This window comes from Acidovorax sp. MR-S7, assembly GCF_000400995.2.
GTDB lineage: Bacteria > Pseudomonadota > Gammaproteobacteria > Burkholderiales > Burkholderiaceae_C > MR-S7.
In genome coordinates, this window is record NZ_DF238951.1 from 1 (window position 1) to 18,333 (window position 18,333).

The following is an 18,333-nucleotide window of genomic DNA, read 5'->3' on the forward strand; positions in this document are numbered from 1 at the left end:
CCCAGACCACCCCCGCGCCAGTGCTAGCTTTGCGTACCGTCACTTATTGCACTGAAAACGAGGAGACCCCAAGCGCTGCAAGGGCTCAGGCAAGTCCAGGAACGGCGCACCGTTGCGCAGTGCGCCGGGCTTGCGCTGCACGAGTTCAATGTAGTGCTGCCAGTCATAGGTGACTTGGCCACTGCCCGGCGTGCGGGCGTGGCTGGCGATGATGGTTTGCGCGCAGGCAATGTCCACCCGATTGGGGTACAGACGCGTGCTGACCAGGTGCCCAGCCCATTCGCAAGGAACGGAGTAGCGATTGCGCGCCACCGCCCTGAGTCAGAGACACATAGGAAAAATGACGCGCGAGCTAGATATCTACGTCGACCCCACCACCGTTCGCCGCTGAACGTCGAAGATTCTCCGGTGATGGCTACAGCGCTTCTCACCCGAGGGTCTGGAGGAGGAGCGGGATTCTCGGGCGCTTCGCGCTTTGCATTGCAATGCGGATCAGGGTTACTATTTTCATCGCCCACCAACACGCGTGGGTTTGCGTACGTTGCTGCCGCCCCTTTGGCAACTCGAAGATCGGCAAAGTGTCAGATGTTCGCTTTCAGTGACACTTGAGGAGGAGAGTTCATGACACGTGAGGTGCAGTTGCTGTCGGTGATCCGCTTGCAGACCGACATTGCCAAGCAGGGCTTGGACTTGGGTGGCACCATGGCCTTGGTCGTGGAACGGGTACTGCCGAGCACATTGGGGTAGGTGCACTGTTTCCTGCAATAGCAATACTTGTGGGAGGAGACCGGTCGCTGGCACGCCAATTCGCGAAGCACAGCCAACGCGGGTCAGCTTGAGAGCCTGTCAGAAACTTTGTGTGTGAGGCATAGCATGTCAACAAGGAGCATGAATGCCACGCAAGACGAAGACCACCGCAGCAGCGGACAAGGCGGCGCAGCCGCAATTCTCAGCCAAGCTGCTGGAGCAACTCATCCCCGGACCGGTAACGCCGGCCGAGCTCGAAGGCATCTTCCAGCAGTTCAAGAGGTTGGTTCTTGAGCGCGCCCTGGGCGCCGAGATGAGCCATCATCTGGGCTACGCGAGCGGCCAGGCCAAGCCCGAAGGGGCTGGCGCCAATCACCGCAACGGCAAAAGCGCCAAGACGGTGCTGACCGATGCGGGAGCGCTGCGCATCGACGTCCCCCGCGACCGCGAGGGCACTTTCGAGCCGCAACTCATCGGCAAGCATGAGCGCCGCTTCACCGGCTTTGACGACAAGATCGTCGCCATGTATGCCCGGGGCATGACGGTGCGCGAGATCCAGGGTTTTCTCGCCGAGATGTACTCGGTGGACGTCTCGCCCGACCTCATCAGCAGTGTCACCGACGCCGTGATGAGCGAGGTCACGGCCTGGCAGACGCGCCCGCTGGAGGCGATGTACCCGGTGGTGTTCTTTGACGCGCTGCGGGTCAAGATCCGCGAGGATGGCGTGGTGCGCTCCAAGGCCGTGTACCTGGCGCTGGGTGTGCTGCCCGATGGCAGCCGCGACATCCTGGGCATCTGGATCGAGAACACCGAGGGTGCCAAGTTCTGGATGAAAGTCTTCAACGATCTGAAGACGCGCGGTGTCCATGACATCCTGATCGCCGTCACCGACGGGCTCAAGGGTATGCCAGAGGCGCTGGGCGCGGTGTTCCCAGCCACAACGCTGCAGACCTGCATCGTGCACCTGATCCGCAATAGCCTGGACTTCGCAAGCTGGAAGGACCGCAAGAGCCTGGCGGCGGCCATCAAACCCATCTACACAGCAGTGAGCGCCGAAGCGGCCCAGACTGAGCTCGATGCGTTTGAAACGGGGCCCTGGGGCCAGAAATTTCCCACGGTCGTGGGCGCCTGGCGCAGGGCCTGGGACAAGGTGATCCCATTCTTCGCCTTCCCGCCCGAGGTGCGACGCGTGATCTACACGACCAATGCGATTGAAAGCGTGAATGCGCGGCTGCGCAAGATCATCAAGACCAGAGGACACTTCCCCAGCGACGATGCGGCCACCAAGCTGATCTGGCTGGCCCTGCGCAACATCACCGAGGACTGGGGGCGAGCAGCCAACCATTGGAAATCAGCGATGAACCAGTTTGCAATCCTCTACGAAGAACGATTTATGAAACCGAGCACGTAAGATATCCAGCCAGCTTCACGAAATCGGTGAAGGTTCAATGAGCCTCACACACGGAAATTCGGACACGCCCCAGCTTGATGCCGGATACCGATCATTCGGCTGCCGGCAGCGAAGGGCGCATAACGCTGCGGAGCCGCCGCTGCTCAATTGCTCTCAAACCAGAGCAACACTCCCCGGGTTAAACGCCAGGGCGATCCGTGCCTGTCCTTCTTCCTCGTCACCCAGCGGACAGCCTCACCCCAACCCCTCCCTCCATAATTTCGCGCATGACGACACCCCTGCGCTCCACCCTCGAATTCCAGCTCTACGACTGGCTCCAGGCCGAGTCCCTTACCACCCGCGAGCGGTTCTCCGACCACTCGCGCGAGACCTTCGACGCCGTCCTCGACACCTGCGAGCGCATCGCGCGCGAGAAGTACGCGCCGTTCAACCGCGAGGTGGACACGCAGGAGCCCCAGTTCGACGGCGAGAAGGTCATCCTGCCCCAGTGCACCCACGATGCGCGCGTGGCCTATGCCGACAGCGGCATGCTCGGCGCCGCGCAGGACTACGCGCTGGGCGGCATGCAACTGCCCTATGTGGTGGAGTCGGCGGCCAACAGCTTCTTCGGTTGCGCTTCGATCAGCATCGGCGCCAATCTGCTGACCACCGGCAATGCCAACGCCATCCTGGCGCACGGCACGCCGCTGCAGCAGCAGGTGTTCGCCGCCAACGAGTTCAACGGCCGCTGGGCCGGCACCATGTGCCTGAGCGAGCCGCAGGCGGGCTCGTCCCTCTCCGACATCGCCACGCGTGCCGAGCCGGATGGAGAGGGCTCCGCAGCCGACCCGCTGGGCCCGCGCTACCGCCTGCGCGGCAACAAGATGTGGATCAGCGCGGGCGACCATGAGCTGACCGAGAACATCGTCCACCTCGTGCTCGCCAAGATCCCGGGGCCGGACGGCAAGACCATCCCCGGCGTGAAGGGCATCTCGCTGTTCATCGTGCCCAAGAAGCTGGTGGACACAGAAGGCCGCCTGACCGGCGAGCGGAACGACGTGGCCCTGGCCGGGCTGAACCACAAGCTGGGCTGGCGCGGCACCGTCAACACGCTGCTGAACTTCGGCGAGGGCAAGTACCCCGTGCGCGGCGGCGCGGGCGCCATCGGCTACCTGGTCGGCCAGCCGGGCGAGGGGCTCAAGTGCATGTTCCACATGATGAACGAAGCGCGCATCTCCATCGGCATGGCTGCCACCATGCTGGGCCTGGCGGGCTACTACGCGAGCCTGGACTACGCCACGACGCGCCTGCAGGGCCGCCCGGTGGGCAGCGGCGGCAAGGACGCCAGCGCTCCCCAGGTGCGCCTGATCGAGCACGCCGACATCAAGCGCATGCTGCTGGCGCAAAAGAGCTACTGCGAGGGCGCGCTGGCGCTCAACCTCTACTGCGCGCGCCTGGTGGACGAGGGCCGCACGGGCGATGCACAGGCTGCCGCCGATGCCCGGCTGCTGCTGGAGGTGCTCACCCCCATCGCCAAGAGCTGGCCCAGCGAGTTCTGCCTGGAGGCCAACAGCCTCGCCATCCAGATCCACGGCGGCTACGGCTACACGCGCGACTTTCCCGTGGAGCAGTACTGGCGCGACAACCGGCTGAACATGATCCACGAGGGCACGCACGGCATCCAGGCCGCCGATCTGCTGGGCCGCAAGGTGGTCATGCAGGGCGGGGCGGGGCTGCAGCTGCTGGCGCGCACCGTCAACGCCACCATCGAAAAGGCGCTGCAGCGGCCCGAGCTGGCCGCCTACGCCAACCAGCTCGCCCAGGCCCTGCAGGACGTGGGCGCCGCCACCAAGGCCGCCTGGGCCACGGGCAACGCGGGTGAGGCGCTGGCCAATGCCGTGCCCTACATGCAGGCCTTCGGCCACCTGGTGCTGGCCTGGATGTGGCTGGACATGGCGCATGCCGTGCTGTCTCGCGATGCTTCTCTTTCCATAGCTGCCAGCGCTGGCCGGATGGGCGCCTGCCGCTATTTCTTCCACTATGAGCTGCCGCGCATCGGCGCCTGGCTGGAAGTGGTTCGCCGGCGCGACGGCACCTGCGCGGACATGGTCGAAGACGCCTTCTGACCCCAGGCGACAATGCGCGCATGTCCGGCCGCAAGACCCTGCTCATCGTCTACCACTCGTTGACTGGCGGCACGGCCCAGATGGCCGAGGCGGCGCGGGCCGGCGCGGCGGGCGAGCCGGCGGTGCAGGCACGGCTGCTGCACGCGGCGCAGGCGGGGCCGGACGATGTGCTGGGCGCCGACGGCTACCTGTTCGCCACGCCCGAGAACCTGGCTGCCGTCAGCGGGCAGCTCAAGGACTTCTTCGACCGCTGCTACTACCCCGCGCTGGACCGCATCAACGGCCGGCCCTACGCCTGCCTGGTCTGCGCGGGCAGCGACGGGCAGAACGCGGCGCGGCAGATCGCGCGCATCGCCACCGGCTGGCGCCTCAAGCCCGTGGCCGACCCGCTCATCGTCTGCACCCACGCGCAGACGCCCGAGGCCATCCTGGCGCCCAAGCAGATCGGCGCGGACGATCTGGAGCGCTGCCGCGCGCTGGGAGAGGCGCTGGCGGTGGGGCTGGCGCTGGGCGTGTTCTGATCTACACTCACGGCCCATGTCCTCCTTGCCCACGCTTTTGCTTCGCGCCCGGCCTGCCGCTGGCCTGCGCGTGCGTTCGGGCAATCCTCCCCCTCCCATCCTCCGCGTCCTGGCTGGCTGACCGGCCCGCCATTTTCTTGTGCATGCAGGGCCTGCGCCCGCGTGCTGGGTGTGTATTTGACGGATGGGATTCCCATGTCTTTCTCGTATCGAAAATTCCTGGCCTCCTGGGGGGCCATGTCGCTGTTCGTGCTGCTCTGGGGCAGTGCGGCGATCTTCACGCGCTGGGCGCTGGACCATGGTTCGCCCTCGGCGGTGCTGCTGGCGCGCTACGGCATCGCCTGCCTGGCGTTGCTGGCCGCGCTGCCCTGGCGGCGCGGGCCCTGGCTGCCGCAACCGGGGACGCGCGGCACCGTGGCCCTGGCGGGCCTGCTCATGGTGGCGTGCTACTCGGTGTGCTATTTCCAGGCCATGGCCCACGGCATCACGCCGGGGCTGATCGCCACGCTGCTCGGGGTGCAGCCGATCCTCACGCTGCTGCTGGTAGAGCGGCGCTTCGGCGCGGCCCGCCTGGGCGGCCTGCTGCTCGCGCTGGCGGGCCTGGGCCTGGTGGTTCGCCAGAGCCTGCTGGCTACGGGCTTCGATGTCACCGGCCTGGCCTTCGCACTGGGAGCGCTGGCTTGCATGACGGCGGGAGCCATCGTGCAAAAACAGGCACGGCAGGCGCCGCTGCAGGTGCTGCCGCTGCAGTACGCCGCCACGCTGGCGGTGTGCCTGGCATTCGCGCAAGTGCAGCCGCTGCGCTGGGACGGCAGCCTGGGGTTCTGGCTGCCCGTGCTGTTCCTGGGGCTGGTGATCTCGGTGGTGGCGCAGTGGCTGCTGTACCGGCTGATCCAGGGCGGCAGCCTGGTGAACGTGACCAGCCTGTTCTACCTGGTGCCCGCGGTGACCGCGCTGCTGGACTACGCCGTGCTGGGCAACGCCCTGGGGCTGCTGGCCATCGTGGGTATGGTGTGCATCCTGGCCGGGGTGGTGCTGGTGCACCGGCAGCCCGCAGGCGCGGGCTGAGCCGTCAGGCCGGCGCGCGCATCACCCGCGCGTAGTGCGCGGGCGCCAGGCGCGTGGTGAGCACGCCGACCGCCAGCACGGCGGCGAGCTGCGCCAGCCAGCCCGCGCGAAAGCCCCCCGTGGCCTGGTGCAGCCGGGCGACCACCCAGGGCGCCATCGCCGCGAGGATGAAGCCGCCGCCTTGCATCAGCGCGTTCAGCGCCCCGGCCTGCGCCGGATGGGGCAGGTGGTCCAGCGCCACCACCATGTTGAGCGCGAAGCAGCCGCCCAGGCCCACGCCCAGCACGATGGCAGTGGCCTGTGGCGCGGCGCCCGGCCACCAGGCCAGCAGCGCGAAGCCGATGGCCTGGCAGGCCAGGGTGAACCCGATCCACGCACGCCGGTCGAGCCGGCGCGCGGCCAGCGCAGGCAGCGTGAGCGCCGCGGCTGCCTGCGCCACCGACAGCACGGCCACCAGCAGGCCGCTGCGTGCTGCGCTCCAGCCCAGTGTCTGGTAGTAGGGGGCCAGCCAGGCCACCACCGATGCGTATCCGCCGTTGACCAGGCCGAAGCAGGCCATCAGCAGCCATGTGCGCGGGCGGTGCAGCAGCCAGCCCGTGCCGTCCTGGGCCGGGGCCGTGGCAGCCGCGGGCGCAGCCGGGGAGGGTTCGCGCAGCGTGCGCCAGGCCAGCGCCAGCGCGGGCAGCACGGGGGCGGCCCACATCGCCAGCGCCGCCTGCCAGCCCAGGCCCCATTGCAGGGCTAGCGGCGAGAGCTGCGCGCCCAGCGCCCCGCCGCCCATCAGCGCGGCGGAGTACACGCCCATCATCTGCGCCACGCCGCCGGGCGATCGGCGCTTGATCAGCCCTGGCAGCACGCCCTGCACCAGCGCCACGCCGGCGCCGCACAGTGCGGCGCTGGCCAGCAGCACCGCCGCGCTGGCGCCGCCCAGGCGCAGCAGGCAGCCCAGGGCGACGAGCAGCAGCGCGCCCGCCACGCAGGCGCGCGCACCCAGGCGGCGCAGCGCGGCCGGCGCGGCCCAGGCGCCTGCACCCATCAGCGCCATGGGCAGCAGCGTGAGCCAGGCGAGCGCCGACAGGTCCATGCCCGTGCTGGCCTGGATGGTCTGGCCCAGCGGGCCGACGGCGGTGAGGAAGGGGCGCAGGTTCAGCGTGACCAGCACCACCGTGGCCAGCCACAGCAGCGCGGCCGTGCGTGGCGCTTCAAGCGCCATGGGCCGCGGGCCAGGGGGCGTCGCCGTAGAGCTGCGCGGGGGTGATGCCGGTGTCCAGCCGTGCGATCGGCAGCGGGGGCGGGTCCAGCGGCATGCGCAGGCGCTGGTACGCGCCTTCGCTGGACAGCCCGTAGGGCGCGGCGTCGTGGTTGTCGAAGGCGTAGAACACCCGCTCGGCGCCTGCCATCACCAGCGCGGCCAGGCACATGGGGCAGGGGTGGCCGCTGGCGTAGATGGCGCAGCCCGCCAGGCTGGGGCGGGCCAGCGCGCGCGTGGCGGCGCGCAGGGCCTGCATTTCGGCATGGGCGCTGGGGTCGTGGCTGTGCACGATCTCGTTCACGCCGGTGGCGATCACCTCGCCGCCGCGCGCCAGCACGGCGCCGAACGGGCGGCCGCCCTGGGCGCGGTTGTCATGGGCGAGCTGCACGGCTTGGCGCAGCAAGGCGGTATCGGTGGGCATCGGCTACTCCTGAAATGAGAGCTGGCAGCGCTTGTGCCACCAGCGGTGGAGCCGATTTTAGGAAGAGGCAAATAACCTTGCCGGCGGGTTATCGCCGGAATTGCCCGCTGGCGTCGATGATGGACAGCTCGACGAACGACAGGCCCGTGCGGTCGCCCGGGCCGTAGCCCAGCTCCAGGCCGCCCAGGTCGTAGTGGCCCATGCCCGATAGCGCGGCCACGATCTTCTCGCGCGTGGGCTTGGGGCCGGCGCGGCGCAGGCCTTCCACCAGCACCTTGGCGGAGGCGAATCCCTCCATCACCGATGGCGACAGCGTGGCGCCCTTGGCTTTGGCGAGCGTGGCAGCCTCGCGGTTGATGGAGTAGCTCATGGAGCGCTCGTTGGGGAACACCTGCGTCACGATCACGCCGCGCACCGCGTCGCCGAGCTGCTTGGTGAAGCCCGAGGAGGCGTTGTTGGACACGGTGATGACCTGCATGGCCGAACCCGCCTGGCGCAGCGCCTTCACGCCGCCGCTGACGGCCACGCTGGAGCCGATCCAGATCACGGCCTGGGCGTCGGCCTTGATCAACTGGGGCACGATGGCCGCGAAGTCGGGCTTGCTGCGGTCGGCCTTGATGACGGCCACGGGCTTGAGGCCCGTCTTCTGGAAGCCCTTCTCGGCGCCGGCCAGGCAGTCCTCGCCGAAGCTGTCGTCCACATGCACCACGGCCAGGCGCCCCACGCTCAGGGTGTGCAGGTGCTCCACGGCCTTCTCGGTCTCCGCCTGGTAGCTGGAGCGCACGTTGAAGACCAGCGGGTTGACCGGCTGGTGGAACACCATGGCGCCGGTGGAGGGGGCGATCAGCGCGATGTTGTGCTTGGCCAGGTGGGGCAGGATGGCCTCGGTGTGGGGCGTGGCGCGGCTCATGAAGAGGGCCAGCACGTTGTCCTGCTCGATCAGCCGGCGGGCGTTCTCCCCGGCCAGGGGGGGCTCGAACTTGTCGTCCAGCGTGATCAGCTTGATCTGCTCGCCGTGCACGCCGCCCTTGGCGTTGACGTGGTCCAAGTAGAGCCGCACGCCCACCAGCGTCTCGCCCACGCTGGCCGCCACGGGGCCGGTGACGGCGGTGGTCTGGCCGATCAGGAGTTCGGCGGGCGCCTGGCTCGCGGCCAGCGCGGTGAACAGGGCGGCGGTGGCGCGCAGGGCGCGCTTGTGTAAGAGAAGAATCGGCGGCATTGGGATCTCCATATAAGGTGAGAGTCTATTCAGATCTGCAACCAAACCCTGCATGGCCCTGGAGGACGCTTGACAGGCCTTAGTCACGCCCCGGCAGCGCCAGCGCCACGCCCGAGGCCACGAGCAGCAGCGCGCCCGAGAGCCCGAATGCCAGCCAGTGGGTGCCGAAGTGCTCGTAGCCCCAGCCGCCGAGCCAGGAACTCACCATGGCCCCCAGCTGGTGGCCCAGGTAGGCCCAGCCGTAGAGCATGCCCACCAAGCGCACGCCGAACGCATCGGCCAGGATGGCGGACGACAGCGCGATGCTGCCCGCCCAGGCAATGCCGCCGATCACCGCCGTGCCGTACAGCTCCAGCGTGCTGCCTGCCAGCAGCAGCCCGAAGAAGCCCAGGCCGCGCACGCAGTAGATGGCGGCCAGCAGCCGGCGGCGCGGCAGGCGGTCCGCCAGGCGGCCGAGGAAGACGGTGCTGGGGATCGCCACCAGCCCGATCAGGCCGATGCCCAGCGCGCTGGTGGTGGCGTCGAAGCCGTGGTCCATCAGCATGGGCATGCCGTGCGTCCCCAGCAGGTTCATGCTGAAGCCGCAGGCGAACAGGCCCAGGGTGATCTTGGCGAAGATGCCCGTGCGCATGGCCTCCAGCATCGTCACGTGCCGCGCGGCCGGCGCCTGCGGGTTGGCGGCGGCGGTGCCGGGCAGCGGGGCATCGCCTTCGGGCGGTGCCTCGTCACGCATGACGAAGAGCGCCAGCGGCACGGCCATGGCGGTGAACAGCGCCGCGAAGCCCAGCAGCGTAGCCTGCCAGCTCGCATGCTGCAGCGCCATGCCGAGCAGCGGCGTCATGACTGCGATGCCCGCCATGGAGCCCGTGGAGAGGAAGAACAGCGCCATGCCGCGGCGCCGGTGGAACCAGCGGCTGATGATGGGCGTGAGCGCCACCGGGCTGGTGAACCCGGCGCCGATGGACATCAGCACGCCGAAGCTGGCCAGCAGGCCCCAGACCGTGCGCGTGTTCGCCGCCCACAGCGTGGCCAGCACCAGGATGGCCGTGCCCGCGAGCAGCACGAAGCGCGTGCCGTGGCGCGCCACCAGCCAGCCCGCCAGCGGCATCGCCGCGCCATAGCACAGCATGCCCACGGCCACGATGCCCGACAGCAGGCTGCGCGAGAAGCCCAGGTCGTGCGCCATGGGCAGGAACAGCGGGCCCAGCCCCAGGCGCATGCCCACGGTGAGCAGCGTCAGCAGCGTGGCGGCGGCGACGATGTTCCAGCCGAAGTACCAGCGTGGCGCCGCCGCGCTGCCTTGGGCCGGGCTCTTGCCGGCCGCCGTCATTTGCCCCAGGAGTCCTTCAGCCCCGTCACACGGTTGAACACTGGCTTGCCCGGAGCATGGTCCTTGCGGTCGGCCACGAAATAACCGAAGCGCTCGAACTGGAACTTCTCGTCGGGCTGCGCAGAGGCCAGGGAGGGCTCGACATAGGCCGTGGCCACTTTGAGGCTGGCCGGGTTGAGCAGCGCCAGATAGTCCTTGCCGCCAGCGTCGGGCTGCGGGTCGGTGAACAGGCGGTCGTACAGCCGCACTTCGGCCTGCAGGCCGTCGGCCACGCCCACCCAGGTGATCGCCGCCTTCACTTTCACGCTGTCGGCGCCGGGCGTGCCGCTCTTGGTGTCGGGCACCACGGTGGCCAGCACCTTCGTCGCGCGGCCGTCCGCGTCTTTTTCGCAGCCGGTGCACTCGATGACGTAGCCGCCCTTGAGGCGCACCTTGTTGCCGGGAAAAAGGCGCTTGTAGCCCTTGGGCGGCGTTTCCTCGAAGTCCTCGCGCTCGATCCAGACCTCGCGGCCCAGGGTGAAGCGCCGATCGGGCACGGCCTGGCCCTCTGCGGCGTGGGGCAGGGCGGGGAGATGGCAGTGCTCCAGGTGGGTGTCGCTGCCGAACACCTCGGCCCAGTTGGTCAGCTCCAGCTTGAGCGGGTCGAGCACCACCATGGCGCGGTGGGCCTTGGATTCGAGGTCTTCGCGCAGGCAGCCTTCCAGCGTGCCGTAGTCGATCCACGAATAGTCCTTGGTCACGCCGATGCGCTCGCAGAAGAGCTGGATGGCCTCGGGCGTGTACCCGCGACGGCGCAGGCCCACGATGGTGGGCATGCGCGGGTCGTCCCAGCCGCTGACGATGCCGTTGTCCACCAGGTGCTTGAGCTTGCGCTTGCTGGTGATCACGTAGGTGAGGTTGAGCCGCGCGAACTCGTACTGGCGCGGCTGGGGACGGGCGATCAGGCCGCCTTCGGTCAGCCGGTCCAGCAGCCAGTCGTAGAACGGGCGCTGGTCCTCGAACTCCAGCGTGCAGATGCTGTGGGTGATGCACTCCAGCGCGTCCTCGATGGGGTGTGCGAAGGTGTACATGGGATAGATGCACCAGCGATCGCCCGTGTTGTGGTGCTCGGCGTGCTTGATGCGGTAGATGGCCGGGTCGCGCAGGTTGATGTTGGGCGAGGCCATGTCGATCCGGGCGCGCAGCACGGCGGCGCCGTCGGGCAGCTTGCCGCCGCGCATCTCGCGCAGGCGCGCCAGGTTCTCCGCCGGGGTGCGGCTGCGGTAGGGGCTGTCCACGCCGGGCTTGCCGAAATCGCCGCGGTTGGCGCGCATTTCCTCAGGCGTCTGCTCGTCCACGTAGGCATGGCCGGTCTCGACGAGGTACTCGGCTGCGCGGTACATGAAGTCGAAATAGTTGCTGGCGTAGTAGAGGTTCTCCCGGCCGGATGCCTCCTTCCAGTCGAAGCCCAGCCAGTGGACGGCATCGATGATGCTGTCCACGTACTCCTGGTCTTCCTTCTCCGGGTTGGTGTCGTCGAAGCGCAGGTGGCACATGCCGCCGTAGTCGCGCGCCAGGCCGAAGTTCAGGCAGATGCTCTTGGCGTGGCCTACGTGCAGGTAGCCGTTGGGCTCGGGCGGAAAGCGGGTGCGGATGCGGGCGGGATCGGGCGCGCCGCCGGCCTGGTGCGCGGCGTCTCCCGGGGTGCCGGCCCAGCGGTTGTGGGCATGCGTGCCCTGGGCCAGGTCGGCTTCGATGATCTGGCGCAGGAAATTGCTGGGCTTGGCCGCGTCGGGCGCGGAATCGTTGTGGGCGGGGGTGCTCATGCCCCAATTTTAGGCGTGCGGGTGAGGCGCTTCGGCGAGCGGCGGCTACTTCCGGAAACAAGATGGATGCCCGTTCATGCCATCCTACCGGCCATGTCGTGCGTTAGACAAGGGAACCGCCCTGCCTGCACGGCACGGCGGGAGAGGCGCCCGCCTGCGGGTGGGCCTCTTCCCATCAGTTTCAAGGAGATTCTCATGACCCAACGTCGCTCTTGGTTCGCTGCCGCCGCTTCGGCAGGCGTGGCCCTGGCCCTGTTGGCGGGGCCGGGCATAGCGCAGGCGCGCAGCGATGTGTATTGGTCCGTCGGCGTCGGAGCCCCCGGGCTGGCCGTAGGTGTGGGCAATGCCGCCCCCGTCTACTATGCCCCGCCGCCGGTGTACTACGCACCGCCGCCGCCCGTGGTGTACGCGCCTCCCGTGTACCGCACGCCCCGTCCCGTGTACTACGCACCGCCCGTGGTGTATGCACCGCCGCCCGTGTACTACCGCGGGCCCGGCCATCGCCACTGGCGCGGCCATGACCACCGGGGCCCGCGCCACTGGCGCTGAACCCGCGTTCCATCCCCTCTGCACGCACGGCGGCCCTTCGGGGCCGCTTTTTTTGGCCGGGCGGCCGCCCGCATAATCGGCCGTGCCCCGGGGCGCACGCCCCATCGCCCATATCAGCATTCCCATGACCCCAACCGTCTACGTTCTCAACGGCCCCAATCTCAACCTGCTGGGCACGCGCGAGCCGCAGGTGTACGGCTCGCAGACCCTGGCCGACGTGGAGCGGCTATGCGCCGCCACCTGCGAGCGCCTCGGCCTGTCGCTCGTGTTCCGCCAGAGCAACCACGAGGGCGCGCTGGTGGACTGGATCCACGAGGCCGGCCGCCTGCACGCCGAGGGAGGGCTCGCCGGCGTGGTGCTCAATGCCGCCGCGTACACCCACACCAGCGTGGCGCTGCTCGATGCAGTCAAGGGCACGGGCGTGCCGCTGGTGGAGCTGCACATCAGCAACGTGCATGCGCGCGAGGCCTTCCGCCACCACTCCTACCTGTCCGGCGTCGCGCGGGCCGTGATGTGCGGCTTTGGCGTGCGGGGCTACCAGCTTGCCATCGAGGGTGTGGCGCAATGGTGACCGCTGATCCGGTCGCGGCCCTGGAGGGCCAGGCACGGCGCGAGACCACGCCCTGCGGCGAGGGCGACACCGTCTGGCACGTCTGGGGGGACGCCCGGGCGGGCGAGCCGCCGCTGGTGCTGCTGCACGGCGGCAGCGGGAGCTGGACGCACTGGGTGCGCAACATCGGCGACCTGGTAGCCGCCGGGCGCGAGGTGTGGATTCCCGACCTGCCGGGCTTCGGCGACTCCGCCGCTCCGCCCGCGGGCAGCGATGCGGATGCGCTGGTGGCGCCGCTGGCCGAGGGCCTGCGCATGCTGTTCGGACCGCGCCCCTGCGACCTGGTGGGCTTTTCCTTCGGCGGCATGACGGCCGGCCTGCTGCTGGCCGAGCATCCCGAGCTGGCGCGCCAGCTCGTGCTCGTGGGCGCGCCCGCCATGGGCGTGGTGCCCCAGCGCCAGTTCGAACTCAAGGCCTGGCGCCACCTGCCGCCCGCGCAGCAGATGGAGGCGCACCGCTACAACCTGGGCGCGCTGATGCTGCAGGACCCGGCGCTCATCGACGGGCTGGCGCTGGACCTGCATGTGGCCAACGTGGTGCGCGACCGCATGCCGCGCCGCAGGCTGGCCCACACCGACATCCTGGCGCGGTCGCTGTCGCGTGTGGCGTGTCCCGTGCATGCCATCTACGGCCAAGGCGATGCGCTCTACAAGGAATGGATCACGGCGCTGGAAAGCGCCTATGCCGCCGTGACCCCGGACCTGCAGGGTTTCACGCTGATTGCGGACGCGGGCCACTGGGTGCAGTTCGAGCAGCCCGAAGCCTTCCGCCAGGCCTTGCTGGCCGCGCTGGCGCAGGGCGCGCGGCGGCTGCAGGGCTGACTACTTACCCCTGCCATGAAGATCCCTGCTGCCAGCCACGGCGCCCCTGCGCTGCCCCGGCGCACCGTTGCCGGGCCGCAGGTGGACGAGCGCGAGGTCGAATGGACGGCCATGCGCGCCCAGGGTGCTGGCGGGCAGAACGTCAACAAGGTGTCCAGCGCCGTCCACCTGCGGTATGACGTGCGCGCTTCCTCGCTGCCCGACGATGTGAAAGAGCGACTGCTGGCGCTGCGCGACAGCCGGCTCACGCAGGAGGGCGTGTTCGTCGTCAAGGCCCAGCAGTACCGCACGCAGGAGGCCAATCGCCTGGATGCGCTGCAGCGTCTGCAAGCGGTGGTGGACAGCGTGGCCCGCCCCCCGCGCGTGCGCCGGGCGACCCGGCCCACCTATGGTTCGCAGCAGCGGCGCCTGGCGTCGAAAAGCCAGCGCTCGGACGTCAAGGCGCTGCGCGGCAAGGTGCGGGATTGACTAACCGACCGATTGCCTATGCTGGATCTTGCCCTTTCCTTCCTTCATCGTCCCGCCGCCGCAGGCGTATCCCACCCTTGGCTGCTGCTGCTGATGCATGGCGTGGGCAGCAACGAGCAGGACCTGTTCGGCCTGGCGCCCTATGTGCCCGCGCAGTTCCATGTGCTCAGCCTGCGGGCGCCTTACCGCATGGGTCCGGATGCCAACGCCTGGTTTGCCTTCAGCGTGAACGCCGACGGATCGCGCAGCATCGATGAGCCGCAGGAAGCTGCCAGCCGCGCCCTGGTGGCGCAGACCGTGGAGGCCGCTGCGCGCCAGCTCGGCGTGCCTGCCGGGCGTGTCGTGGTGGGTGGCTTCAGCCAGGGCGGCATCATGGTCCTTTCGCTGCTGCTTACGCGGCCCGAACTGCTGCACGCCGCGCTGGTGTTGCACAGCCGCCTGCTGCCTCAGGCGCTGCCGCATGCCGCGCCGGCGCAAGCACTGCGCGGCAAGCGCCTGTGGGTGAGCCATGGGCTGCAGGACAACGTGATCCCGTTGGCCAGCGCCCACGCGATCCGCGACCATGCGGCCACGCTTCCTCTAGAAATGGTGTACCGCGAATACCCGGGCATGCACGAGATCCGCCCCGCCGAGCTCCAGGGCGCGATGGAGTGGCTGCAGGGGTTGGTTGCGGCGCCGGGCGAGGCGCTGTAACGCTTTGCAGCACCTTCGTCCTGCAGTCTTATCGGGCTTTGGCGCAGACACATCAAGCGCAAGGCGCTATTAATTCGGTAGCTTGGGAACGTTGGCGCGTTCCCGGCGTCGCACAGTGGTGTGGCAACGTCCACGCGCCGGTCTGCTTGCCTGTCTCTGAAAGGACCCCTGATGCCCGAACGCGACCCCAGCGAATTTCGCCCCCGCCCTGAATCTTCTTCCACCTGGATCGTGGCCGGCGTCGTCGCGGCGGGGCTGGCGGCTGGCGCGGCGTGGTGGTTCTGGTGGCGGCCGGCGCATGCGCCTGCTCCTGCTGCGGTGGTGGCGGCCCCGCCCGCCGAGGCGCCCGTGCCTGCAGCCTCCGCCCCTGCAACCGAGGCCTCGGGCCCGCAGAATCTGGTAGAGGTGCAGCCCGTGGCCGATCCGCTGCCCCCGCTGGCAGAGTCGGATGCCCGCGTGGCCGCAGCGTTGAACGAACTGCTGGGCGCGCAGAAAGTCGCATCCTTCCTGCAGATCGACGGGTTCGTGCGCCGCGCCGTCGCTACCGTGGACAACCTGCCGCGCCCGCAGGCGCCGTCGCGCATGTGGCCGGTGCAGCCGGCGCCCGAGCGTTTCACCGTGGAAGGCCCGGCCGACGCGCAGGTCCAGACCATCGCTCCGGCCAACGCGGCCCGCTACCACGCCTTCGTCACGTTCGCCGAGTCCGTGCCGATGGATGGCGCCGTCAAGCTCTACACCCAGCTCTACCCGCTGTTCCAGGCGGCCTACCAGGAGCTGGGCTATCCCAAGGGTTACTTCAACGACCGGCTGGTGGCCGTGCTGGACCACCTGCGCGCCGCACCCGAGCCGAACGGCCCGCTGCACGTGCAGCTGACGCAGGTGCACGGCGAGGTGCCGTCCACGCGCCCCTGGGTGCGCTACGAGTTCGCCGACCCGAAGCTCGAAGCGCTGTCGGCCGGCCAGAAGATGCTGGTGCGCATGGGGCCCGATAACGCCCGCCGCCTGAAGGCCGTGCTGGCCGAGCTGCGCCGCAGGGTGGCGACCGGCGGCGTGGCGAACGCCGCCGGCGAACGGTAGCGGAGTTCACTCCCGCTCCGTCGCTGCCTGTGCAAGCTCCTGCGTCACGCGGATCTCCACCCCGATGGGCGACATCTGCGCCGCCGCCTGGAAGGGGGCGGCGGGGCTCGCGGCCGGATGGACCCGGCGCCGCCAGAGGAAGAAGCCGGTCAAGGCCACGCTGAGTGCCAGGAACGAGAGGAAGAAGCCCCGCGCACCCGCGGCGTCCATGACCTGTGCAATCAGCAGCGGGCTGGCGGCGGAGCCGGCCGAGTTGACGAGCAGCAGGCCCTGGATGAGGCGCACCAGCTCTCCCGAAGAGGCGCGGTCGGTGGAGTGACTGACGGCGACGGGGTAGATCGCGAACACGCTGCCGCCCAGCAGGAACAGCAGCAGCGCCAGCAGAATGCGCGAGTCCGGCAGCACCAGGATGAGCAGCGACAGGGCGGCACAAGCGCCGCTGAGCACGGCCAGCACGCTCTGCCTGTTCTGCCGGTCGGACCAGCGGCCCACGGGGTACTGCAGCAGCATGGCGCCGAGGATGACGCAGGCCATCAGGTGCCCCACTTCCGCCACGTTCATGCCCACGCGCTGCAGATAGATAGGCAGCAGCGCATAGATGGCGGCGATGGCGATGCCCGAGCCGAAGCTGCCGATGAAGCCGGTGGGCGTGGTGCGCAGCAGATGCAGGGGCATGAGCGGCTCGATGCGGCCCATCTGCGGGTCCACGCGCGGCAGGATCACCATCGGCAGCACCGACAGCGAGGCCAGCATGCCTGCCATCATGAACGGGGCCGTCGGACCCCAGGCGTCGAGCGCACCCAGGCTCATCTGGCCTGCCATGCCCGATCCGTACAGCGCGATCATGTAGATGGCGAGCAGCCTCCCGCGCATCTTGGCATCGCCTGCCAGCAGCAGCCAGCTCTCGACGATGAGGTAGATGCCGACGATGGCCCAGCCGTTGACGAGCCGCAGCACGAGCCAGGCCCAGGGATCGAAGAACATGCCCTGGAGCAGGAACGTGGCCGCAGTCAGGCTGGCGAAGCTGCTATAGGCCCGGATGTGCCCGATGCGGGCGATGAGCCGGTCGCTGAACATCGCCCCCAGCGCCAGGCCGGCGAAGTAGGAAGCGGCCACGAAGCCGATGACGATGTCGCTGACCCCGGCATCGTCCAGACGCAGGGAGGTGAGCGAGGAGATGAACCCGTTGCCCAGGCTGACCAGAAACAGCCCGAGCAGCGGCCCGGGAACGAGCGTTAGCAAATGCCACGGCACGGCGGACTCGTGAGGGGAGAGTGGGGAAGGAGGATGGGAGAACCCGGCAGGAGAAGCGGCATCCTGGTGAACGGGAGTGAGATAAAGGAAAGGGGAGAGGCGCGATAAATGGGTAGAACCGGGTTCATCCGGGTAGGACTGGGCCGGGTCTTCTGAAAATGTCTTTCGCCACAGGAAACAGGCGAGCGGCCCCTTCTTTCAGCGGCCGGAGATGGCGGCCTGGGCCTCGGCGGCGCTGCTGTAGCGGTACTTGCCGGTGCAGGCGTTGCGGCGGATGCGGCGCTTGCTGGCCATCGTCAGCCCTCCAGGAAGTACGAACGCACCAGGCTGACGACGTTCTCCCGGCCTGTCTGGGACATACCCAGGAACCGCCGCGCCGGGATGTCCCCCCACGGGATCGGAAAGCTGCCATTGCGCGTGGCGTACATCCCAAAGCCGAACTCGCCGGACTTGGCGCCGTAGTGGAAGGTGCCTGCGTAGACCATTGGGCTACCGACACCCACGGCATCGTCCCCTTGCGGCTGGTAATTGATCGTGGTGCCCAGCATGCGCGTCTCGCCCGTGCCGGGCTTCTTGCCTGCGAGCTTCTCCGCGCTGCGCTTGGTCAGCGAGCCATCCTTCTTGCGGGCGAACAGCGCGCTGTAGTTCGCCAGCGTGACGGGCTTGTTAGCCGCCCAGGCGTTGCCGTCAGGATCGGTGGCTGAGGCAAAGCGCTGCTTGGTCTCCTCGGCCTGGTCCTCGCCGATCTCCTTCAGCAGCGGCTGCAGGTTCTGACCCCGCTCGACCAGGGCGTGCAGGTAGTCCAGGCCGCTGCGGTCGGTCAGCTCGATGATTTGCGACATGCCAGCCTCCTCGGTAAAATCGAACCGCCTTGCACAGCATCAACCCCCGGGTGTTCAAACCCGGCTCCAGCTTGTGCAAGCCGCGCGGAATCTGCCGCACCACGACCCCCAGCGCCTTCCCGGCGGTCTTGTAGGCGCTG

Annotated in this window: 18 protein-coding genes and 1 pseudogene; 11 read left to right on the forward strand and 8 right to left on the reverse strand. The window is 68.9% G+C overall.

The window, feature by feature from the left end; translation table 11 throughout:
- Positions 1-69 precede the first annotated feature (69 nt).
- A pseudogene (locus AVS7_RS23980) lies at positions 70-321 on the reverse strand (IS21 family transposase); the annotation flags it as partial.
- 300 nt (positions 322-621) lie between these two features.
- Here AVS7_RS23980 and AVS7_RS25360 point away from each other — a divergent pair.
- The 5 genes from AVS7_RS25360 to AVS7_RS17630 all read left to right on the forward strand — a co-directional run bounded on the left by AVS7_RS25360 (position 622) and on the right by AVS7_RS17630 (position 5,852).
- Entirely contained in the window at positions 622-747 is a 126-nt protein-coding gene (locus tag AVS7_RS25360) for a hypothetical protein (RefSeq protein WP_020229394.1), read from the forward strand.
- A 145-nt stretch (positions 748-892) separates the two neighbouring features.
- Entirely contained in the window at positions 893-2,158 is a 1,266-nt protein-coding gene (locus AVS7_RS17615) for an IS256 family transposase (protein WP_020229395.1), read from the forward strand.
- 266 nt (positions 2,159-2,424) lie between these two features.
- On the forward strand, positions 2,425-4,263 hold the full coding sequence (locus tag AVS7_RS17620; RefSeq protein WP_020229396.1) for an acyl-CoA dehydrogenase: 1,839 nt from the start codon (positions 2,425-2,427) through the stop codon (positions 4,261-4,263).
- A gap of 20 nt (positions 4,264-4,283) precedes the next feature.
- Positions 4,284-4,784: a flavodoxin family protein gene (locus AVS7_RS17625; RefSeq protein ID WP_020229397.1), complete on the forward strand. Its 501-nt coding sequence runs from the start codon at positions 4,284-4,286 to the stop codon at positions 4,782-4,784.
- Between the two features lie 195 nt (positions 4,785-4,979).
- Positions 4,980-5,852 (forward strand): DMT family transporter, encoded by an 873-nt coding sequence (locus AVS7_RS17630; RefSeq protein WP_034691124.1) that lies wholly within the window; start codon positions 4,980-4,982, stop codon positions 5,850-5,852.
- A 4-nt stretch (positions 5,853-5,856) separates the two neighbouring features.
- On the opposite strand, the gene AVS7_RS17635 is transcribed toward AVS7_RS17630, so the two are convergent.
- From AVS7_RS17635 to AVS7_RS17655, 5 genes are all read right to left on the reverse strand, one after another.
- Entirely contained in the window at positions 5,857-7,065 is a 1,209-nt protein-coding gene (locus AVS7_RS17635) for a cyanate transporter (protein WP_020229399.1), read from the reverse strand.
- Positions 7,055-7,525, reverse strand: a complete 471-nt coding sequence (locus AVS7_RS17640; RefSeq protein ID WP_020229400.1) for a nucleoside deaminase — start codon at positions 7,523-7,525, stop codon at positions 7,055-7,057. The genes AVS7_RS17635 and AVS7_RS17640 overlap by 11 nt, the downstream gene beginning before the upstream one ends.
- An 88-nt stretch (positions 7,526-7,613) precedes the next feature.
- Entirely contained in the window at positions 7,614-8,744 is a 1,131-nt protein-coding gene (locus tag AVS7_RS17645) for an ABC transporter substrate-binding protein (protein ID WP_020229401.1), read from the reverse strand.
- Between the two features lie 79 nt (positions 8,745-8,823).
- Positions 8,824-10,074 carry an MFS transporter gene (locus AVS7_RS17650; RefSeq protein ID WP_020229402.1) on the reverse strand — a complete coding sequence of 417 codons (1,251 nt, stop codon included), beginning with the start codon at positions 10,072-10,074 and terminating at the stop codon, positions 8,824-8,826.
- Positions 10,071-11,879 (reverse strand): glutamine--tRNA ligase/YqeY domain fusion protein, encoded by a 1,809-nt coding sequence (locus AVS7_RS17655; RefSeq protein ID WP_020229403.1) that lies wholly within the window; start codon positions 11,877-11,879, stop codon positions 10,071-10,073. Before AVS7_RS17655 ends, AVS7_RS17650 begins: the two co-directional genes overlap by 4 nt.
- Positions 11,880-12,074: 195 nt before the next feature.
- Between AVS7_RS17655 and AVS7_RS17660 the strand changes: the two genes are divergently transcribed.
- The 6 genes from AVS7_RS17660 to AVS7_RS17685 all read left to right on the forward strand — a co-directional run bounded on the left by AVS7_RS17660 (position 12,075) and on the right by AVS7_RS17685 (position 16,097).
- Positions 12,075-12,428: a hypothetical protein gene (locus AVS7_RS17660; protein WP_020229404.1), complete on the forward strand. Its 354-nt coding sequence runs from the start codon at positions 12,075-12,077 to the stop codon at positions 12,426-12,428.
- A gap of 124 nt (positions 12,429-12,552) precedes the next feature.
- On the forward strand, positions 12,553-12,999 hold the full coding sequence (gene aroQ, locus AVS7_RS17665) for a type II 3-dehydroquinate dehydratase (protein WP_020229405.1): 447 nt from the start codon (positions 12,553-12,555) through the stop codon (positions 12,997-12,999).
- Positions 12,993-13,859, forward strand: a complete 867-nt coding sequence (locus tag AVS7_RS17670; RefSeq protein WP_020229406.1) for an alpha/beta fold hydrolase — start codon at positions 12,993-12,995, stop codon at positions 13,857-13,859. The genes aroQ and AVS7_RS17670 overlap by 7 nt, the downstream gene beginning before the upstream one ends.
- A 15-nt stretch (positions 13,860-13,874) precedes the next feature.
- Positions 13,875-14,327, forward strand: a complete 453-nt coding sequence (gene arfB / locus AVS7_RS17675; RefSeq protein WP_020229407.1) for an alternative ribosome rescue aminoacyl-tRNA hydrolase ArfB — start codon at positions 13,875-13,877, stop codon at positions 14,325-14,327.
- 18 nt (positions 14,328-14,345) lie between these two features.
- A complete protein-coding gene (locus AVS7_RS17680) occupies positions 14,346-15,020 on the forward strand; it encodes an alpha/beta hydrolase (RefSeq protein WP_024001766.1) in 675 nt (224 codons plus the stop codon).
- 171 nt (positions 15,021-15,191) lie between these two features.
- Entirely contained in the window at positions 15,192-16,097 is a 906-nt protein-coding gene (locus tag AVS7_RS17685; RefSeq protein WP_020229409.1) for a DUF3014 domain-containing protein, read from the forward strand.
- Positions 16,098-16,103: 6 nt separating this feature from the next.
- Here the strand turns inward: AVS7_RS17685 and AVS7_RS17690 are convergent, their stop codons facing one another.
- Positions 16,104-17,351, reverse strand: coding sequence for an MFS transporter (locus AVS7_RS17690; RefSeq protein ID WP_024001767.1), 1,248 nt, complete (start codon positions 17,349-17,351; stop codon positions 16,104-16,106).
- A gap of 296 nt (positions 17,352-17,647) precedes the next feature.
- A complete protein-coding gene (locus tag AVS7_RS17695; protein WP_020229412.1) occupies positions 17,648-18,193 on the reverse strand; it encodes a phage virion morphogenesis protein in 546 nt (181 codons plus the stop codon).
- Positions 18,194-18,333 lie beyond the last annotated feature (140 nt).